Annotated in this window: 7 protein-coding genes; 2 read left to right on the forward strand and 5 right to left on the reverse strand. The window is 71.1% G+C overall.

Annotated elements, in window-relative coordinates; genetic code table 11:
- Positions 1–13: 13 nt before the first annotated feature.
- Positions 14–625, reverse strand: coding sequence for an acyl-CoA-like ligand-binding transcription factor (locus J4557_RS47305; protein ID WP_208274206.1), 612 nt, complete (start codon positions 623–625; stop codon positions 14–16).
- On the reverse strand, positions 622–2,181 hold the full coding sequence (locus J4557_RS47310) for a DHA2 family efflux MFS transporter permease subunit (protein ID WP_208274210.1): 1,560 nt from the start codon (positions 2,179–2,181) through the stop codon (positions 622–624). The genes J4557_RS47305 and J4557_RS47310 overlap by 4 nt, the downstream gene beginning before the upstream one ends.
- Positions 2,182–2,400: 219 nt before the next feature.
- On the opposite strand from J4557_RS47310, the gene J4557_RS47315 reads away from it, so the two are divergent.
- Complete coding sequence (locus J4557_RS47315) at positions 2,401–3,051, forward strand: alpha/beta fold hydrolase (RefSeq protein WP_208274212.1); 651 nt, start codon at positions 2,401–2,403, stop codon at positions 3,049–3,051.
- Positions 3,052–3,154: 103 nt separating this feature from the next.
- Here the strand turns inward: J4557_RS47315 and J4557_RS47320 are convergent, their stop codons facing one another.
- On the reverse strand, positions 3,155–3,838 hold the full coding sequence (locus J4557_RS47320) for a formylglycine-generating enzyme family protein (RefSeq protein WP_243777473.1): 684 nt from the start codon (positions 3,836–3,838) through the stop codon (positions 3,155–3,157).
- A gap of 298 nt (positions 3,839–4,136) precedes the next feature.
- Between J4557_RS47320 and J4557_RS47325 the strand changes: the two genes are divergently transcribed.
- Entirely contained in the window at positions 4,137–5,465 is a 1,329-nt protein-coding gene (locus J4557_RS47325) for an HNH endonuclease signature motif containing protein (RefSeq protein WP_208274220.1), read from the forward strand.
- Positions 5,466–5,490: 25 nt separating this feature from the next.
- Here J4557_RS47325 and J4557_RS47330 read toward each other — a convergent pair whose 3' ends face one another.
- Together J4557_RS47330 and J4557_RS47335 are read right to left on the reverse strand one after the other, a co-directional pair.
- Complete coding sequence (locus J4557_RS47330) at positions 5,491–5,673, reverse strand: DUF397 domain-containing protein (protein WP_208274221.1); 183 nt, start codon at positions 5,671–5,673, stop codon at positions 5,491–5,493.
- A complete protein-coding gene (locus J4557_RS47335; RefSeq protein WP_208274222.1) occupies positions 5,670–6,098 on the reverse strand; it encodes a Scr1 family TA system antitoxin-like transcriptional regulator in 429 nt (142 codons plus the stop codon). The genes J4557_RS47330 and J4557_RS47335 overlap by 4 nt, the downstream gene beginning before the upstream one ends.
- Positions 6,099–6,142 lie beyond the last annotated feature (44 nt).

Here is a 6,142-nt window from a genome sequence, read left to right on the forward strand (position 1 = left end):
GGGGCCGACCGGGCTACAGGCGCAGGCCCTCGAACAGGACGGTCAGCTGGCGGTCGTACAGGGCCGCGAGGTCCTCGGTGCCGCCGCCGTCCACCCAGTGCCGCATCACCGTCATCGAGACCGCGATGATCGCCGCCGCCGCGCACCGCACGTCCAGCTCGGCGGCGTCCCGGCCGGTCCGGTCCGCGAGCGCCGCGGCCACCGCGTCCTGGTTGCGGAGCTGCTCGTCCATCGCGCGGGCCCGGATGCCGGGGTCGGTGAAGGACAGCCGGATCCGGGTGAACAGCTCCTCCCGGTCGGCCTCCAGGACGAGGCCCAGCGAGTCGGTCATCGAGTGCCGGAGCGACAGCAGCACCGGCTCGTCCGCCGGGCGCGCGGCGAGCGCGTCGACGAGCGCCGAGTCGTACTCGTCCGACAGGATCACGTCCTCCTTCGCCGGGAAGTAGCGGAAGAACGTGCTGGGGGAGACCTCGGCCGCCTCGGCGATCTGGTCGACGGTCGTCGCCTCGTAGCCCTGCTCGGCGAACAGCCGGAACGCCGCGCGCCGGATCGCCAGCCGGGTCTTCGCCTTCTTGCGCTCCCGCAGGCCGCACGCCTTGCCGGCCGGGGTCTCCCTGGTGCTCATGCCGCCAATTCTCCCGTGCGCACGGCCGGCTCCGTCTCCGCGGCGGCGCCCCGCGCGGCGCCGCCGCGGCCGGGCAGGAAGACGATCGCGAGGACGGCGGCGAGGAGGGCGGCGCCCGCGCAGACCAGCAGCGTCAGGTCCATCCCGTGGACGAACGCGCCGTGCGCCGACGCCGCCAGCGCCGTGTCGTGCAGCTGCGCGGCCACCGAGTCGGCACCGGTCACCGAGCCGCGCGCCGCGTCCGCCGCCGCGTCCGGGAGCCCCGTCACCGACAGCCGCGCCAGGTACCCGGCGTTCAGGACGCTGCCGAGCGCCGCGACGCCGAGCGCCCCGCCGAGCTGCTGGATCGTCTCCAGCAGGCTCGTCCCCGTGCCGGGGCCGTCCTCCGGAAGCGACCCGATCACCATGCTCGTCGCCGGGACGATCGCCAGCCCGAACCCGAGACCCGCCATCGAGAGCCACCCGGCCGCCGGGCCGTAGCCGTCACCGGGGCCGGTGGCGGCGCCGAGCAGGGTGCCGCCCGCCAGGAGGAGCAGTCCCGCGGGGATCACGACGCGGGCGCCGAGCCGCGGGACGAGCGGCTCCGCCAGCGTCGCCGCCGCCATCAGCCCGCCGATCAGCGGCAGCAGCCGCAGCCCGCCGCCGAACGCGCCGTTCCCCAGCACCGCCTGCAGGTACTGCGGGACGACGAACAGCAGCCCCATCACCGCGAAGTTGACGAAGACGGCGATGATCGCGCCCCACCGGAACGTCCCGTCCGCGAACAGGCCGAGGTCGACCAGCGGCGCCGCCGCCCGCCGCTGCCGCCGCACGAACAGCACCAGCAGCACCGCGCCGGCGGCGAGCGGCGCCAGCACGGACGGGCTGCCCCAGCCGTGCCCCGGCACCTGGATGGTCCCGTAGACGAGCGCGACGATGCCGAGGGTGCCGAGCACCGTGCCGAGGTAGTCGAACGGCCTGCCGTCCCGGGCGCGCGGGCCGTCCGCCGGGAGCAGCCGCAGGCACGCGACCGCGGCGAGCACCGTCACCGGCACGTTGAACAGGAACACCGACCCCCACGGGAAGTGGTCGAGCAGCCAGCCGCCGACGAGCGGGCCGATCGGCATCCCGACCGCCGTCGCCGCCGTCCACACGCCGATGGCGCGCGGCAGCTCGTCCCTGCCGAACACGCGCGGCAGGATCGCCATCGACAGCGGCGTGATCATCGCCGCGCCGAGGCCGAGGACCGCGCGTGCCGCGATCACCTGCCCGGCCGTTCCCGCCAGCGCGCCCGCCGCGGACGCCAGCCCGAACAGCGCGATCCCGCCCACGAGCAGCCGCCGGTGGCCGTACCGGTCGCCGAGCAGGCCCGCCGGGAGCATCCCCACCGACAGCGCCAGCAGGTAACCGCCGCCGATCCACTGCAGCTGCGCGCTGGTCGCGCCCAGCTCGTCCGACAGCGTGGGCAGCGCGACGTTGATGATCGTCCCGTCCAGCCCCACGATCAGCACGCTCAGCGTGAGCGCCGCCAGCGCCCACCACCGCCGCGCGGAGCGCTCGGGGTGCGTCGTCGTCATGGCGTCCTCCTAAGTGACAGTTGGCTAGAATTTGATAGTGCACTGTCAGTTGGAGGTCGTCAATCATTTTCTGGGTCCGGTGTCGGCGATCGGCCGGCTTGGCGGTGAACGGGCATCTGTCGACCTTCTGCCGGTGACCGGCCACGGCTTGATCTTGTGACACTGCCTTCATGCGGAGTGGTCCCCAGACGCGTGGAGGCGGCGCCGGACCACGGGGCGGTGGTTCCGCTGCTCGAGCGTGCCGGTCATACCGTCCACGCGCTGACCCTGACCGGTCTGCGGCCGGACGACGACGAGGCGACCGTCGCGACCGCCAACCTCGACACGCACGCCGATGACGTCCTGCGGCTTCTCGACCGCGCCGGCATCACCGGCGCGACGCTGGTCGGGCACAGCTACGGCGGGATGGTGATCTCCGCCGCCGCCGACCGCGCCGCCGGGCGGGTCGCGCGGATGGTGCATCTCGACGCCTACGTACCGCGCGACGGCGAGTCGTGCTGGTCGTCGACGACCGAGCGCTTCCGCGAGGTGTTCGCCGCCGGCGCCGCGGCCACCGGCTACGCCGTCCGGCCACCGGGCGGCGGCGATCCCCGCCGCCGACCCCACCCGCTCGCCTCGTTCCTGCAGGCGGCCCGGCTCACCGGCGCGCTCGCCCGGGTCCCGCGCCGGGAGTTCGTCTACTGCTCGGGATGGGAGGACCGGACGCCCTTCGCCGAACTCCGCGGCCGGCTCCTGGCCGATCCCGGGTGGCGGGTCCACGACCTGCCGACCGGTCACGACGCCATGCGCGAGGCCCCGGACGCGGTCGCCGCGCTGCTACTCGATGAGCGCAACGCGGATGCGGCGAGGCCGGTGCCTGAGGAGAGGTGAACAGGCATTGACCATTGAAATCGCCGAAGTCGTCGGCGAGGTTCGCGGGGCCGGGCCGGTTTACGCAAGGGCCCCGATTACCGACCGTTTCAGAATGAGGCTGTCACGGCCGTGACGGCAGTGCGGAGCGTGCGATGCGGAATCCCACGTCGTCGATTCGGAAGGTCGGGTGGCTGCGCCGCCGCACCGACGCCCGGCAGCTCCAATGCTCGTCGGCCCATCCACCGCCACGCAGCACGCGGTAGGTGTCGTACACCTCGGCGTCGTAGACGTCCCAGCACCAGTTCCACACATTGCCCAGCATGTCGTACAGGCCCCATTCGTTGGGCTGCTTGCCGCCCACAGTGTGGATCCGCCCATCGGAGTTGCCCTGGTACCAGGCGACATCGTCCAGCGGGCCGTATCGCGGGGCGATGGAACCCGCACGACAGGCGTGCTCCCACTCGGCCTCGGTCGGCAGTCGATACCCGTCGGCGGAGGTGTCCCATTCGACCGTCTCGGCGTCGGCATCGAGGTGATACGCGGGCGTCAGCCCCTCACGCTGGGACAACGCATTGCAGAACCGGACTGCGTCCCACCATGAAACACCCTCAACGGGAAGCCGGTCGCCTTGGGCGGTACTCGGCCGCTGACCGGTGACCCGTGCGTACCACGACTGCGTGACCGGGAACGCCGACATCTGAAACAGCGCAACCTCGACCTGCCAACTGTTCCGCGTCCGCCGATCCGAGAGGGTCACCCGTCCGGGCGGGACGGTGACCATCGCGTTTCCTGCGTCCGCGTGCATGGCAGGTCACTCTACCGGCGTCTTCCTGCCGCTCCATCGACCTTCCCGAGGGACGTACAAAGGCGGCGGAGGCAGAACCTGCCTACCAGGATCACCAAGTGCCGGCCGAGACGCCGATCTCATTCTGAAGCGACCGGTAGAAGCGGCCGGCCGGGGCTGCTGGATGCGAGTCGCCTTTTCTGGCGCCATCCTCGCGAATAGGTGGTGACGGTAATGTATCCTGTTCAAATTGTCTGCCACTCCTGTCGGCGCCGCACCTTATCATGTGATGGAGGATTGTGATCGGGGTGATTGTGCTGTGGCGTTGCCCGTTGAAATCGCCGAAATCGTCGGCGAGGCCCGCGAATGGGAAGGGCGGGGCTGGTTTCCGCCGGGGCCGCAATTGGCCGTCTGCCTGTCGGGCGGCAAGGAATCGCTGAAGGATCTGACCGACGGCGAACTGCTGGAGGTCGCCGCCGCGCGGCGCCAGACGTCGTGGGCGCAGGCCCGCGAACTGGCCGCGATCGCAGAGCTGGCAGGACGGCGCGCCGTCGGCGGCTCCGAGGACGATCCCCGGGTTCTGACCTCCCACGAGTCGGTCACTGATGAAGTGGCAGCGGCGCTGACCGTCACGGGCAATGCCGCCGCCACCCTCGTGCGCCTGGCGGAACGGCTCGCGGTCGAACTGCCCGGCACGCGCGAAGCGCTGGAGGCGGGGCGCATCGACCTCGCCAAAGCCCGTGTCATCTGCGACGTCACCGAGAGCCTTCCCGCAGACGCCGCCGAACGCCTCGAAACCGCGGCCCTGGAGAAGGCGCCCGCTCAGACGTCCGGGCAGTTGCGCCGCCGCATCACCCGGATGGCGCGTCACCTCGCCCCTGAGGCGGTCGAGGAGCGCAAGCGCGACGCGGTGCGCGGGCGGCGGCTGGAGGTGTGGGACAACTCGTCCGGCACCGCGAACCTCGCCCTGTGCGACCTCCCCCTGGAAGACGCCCACGCCGTCTACAACAAGATCAGCGCCGCGGCCCGCGGCCTCAAGCATGAGGGGGACGCCCGGTCTCTCGGCATTCTCCGCGTTGAGCTGGCCCCGCGGCTTCTCAGCGGCGCCGAACTCCCCGACGCCGCCCGGGCCCTGCTCGTCGAGGAACCGGGCGCCGCCGAAGAGCTCTCGGCGCCACAGGTGGACGACGACGTCGCCGTTCCCGCGCTGGCGGCCATGGTCGAACGGCGGCTTGCCCATGTGCGCGCCCGTGTTTCGCTGGACGCCCTGCCCGTCGCCGTCCGGCGGGCGGCGCAGCGGATCCACGACGAGCTCGCGGAACGTCGCGACGCCGTCTGCCAGGGAGACGACGAAGAACACGGACGACCGGGCTACCGGCCTCCGGCCGCTCTACGGCGCGAGGTCGAGGAGCGGCATGGCACGTGTGTCTTCCCGAGCTGCAACCAGCCGTCGCGCAGGTGCGACCTCGACCACACGATTTCGTGGCGACCAGGACCGACCTGCCGATGCAACCTCGCGCCGCTCTGCCGCAGGCATCACCGGCTCAAGCAGAGCCCCGGCTGGTCGCTCTTCCAGATCTGGCCCGGCCTGCTCATCTGGACGACCCCCGCCGGCGCCTGGTACATCGTCCGCCCCGACCGAACCTGACCGGCACAGCGTCGCTACGCGGACGTCACCGCTGCTTCAGCCCAGCGAGCAATACGCGCAGACCATCGCGGCTGATGCTGAGGTGGCCGCCCTCGGGATTCTTGCTGTCCCGGACACCGATCGTGCCGTCGAGGTCGGCCAGTTCTATGCAGTTATCGCCCTGCGAGCTGCTGTAGCTGCTCTTGCGCCACGCCGGATGAGCATTCATGGCTTCCATACTTCGTCCGCAATCTCCCTGATCAGCGCCACCGATAGGTCAGCCGGGAGCGCATACGTCGCGATGTCCGCGAACCGTTCGTGCAGTCGTTCAACGTCGGAACGCCCGTCGAAGATCCTGCCGTGCGGTTCGGCTGCAGAGTAGGCGATACGCGAGTCTCCCGGCAGGGTGGCGATGACGAACGCCCCCGAGTTTCCCGGGTGCGGCGCCCCATCCGGAATGACCTGAATCGACAAGCGTGGTGACACCGCATCGGCGAGGCGGTGGAGTTGCTCGTGCATCACCGTGGACGCGCCTACGCGTGACCGCAGGACGCGTTCAGGGAGCAGATAGATCAGTGAGCCTTTTTCAGCAGCGGTGTGGTGACTGTTGATCACATGATGGTCGCGGTCGGTGCATCTGCCCCGGAACGTCAAGGAGCCCCTGGTAGGACGGTTGATCTCTCACAACCCTCCGTCCA

The organism is Actinomadura nitritigenes, from assembly GCF_017573545.1.
GTDB lineage: Bacteria > Actinomycetota > Actinomycetes > Streptosporangiales > Streptosporangiaceae > Spirillospora > Spirillospora nitritigenes.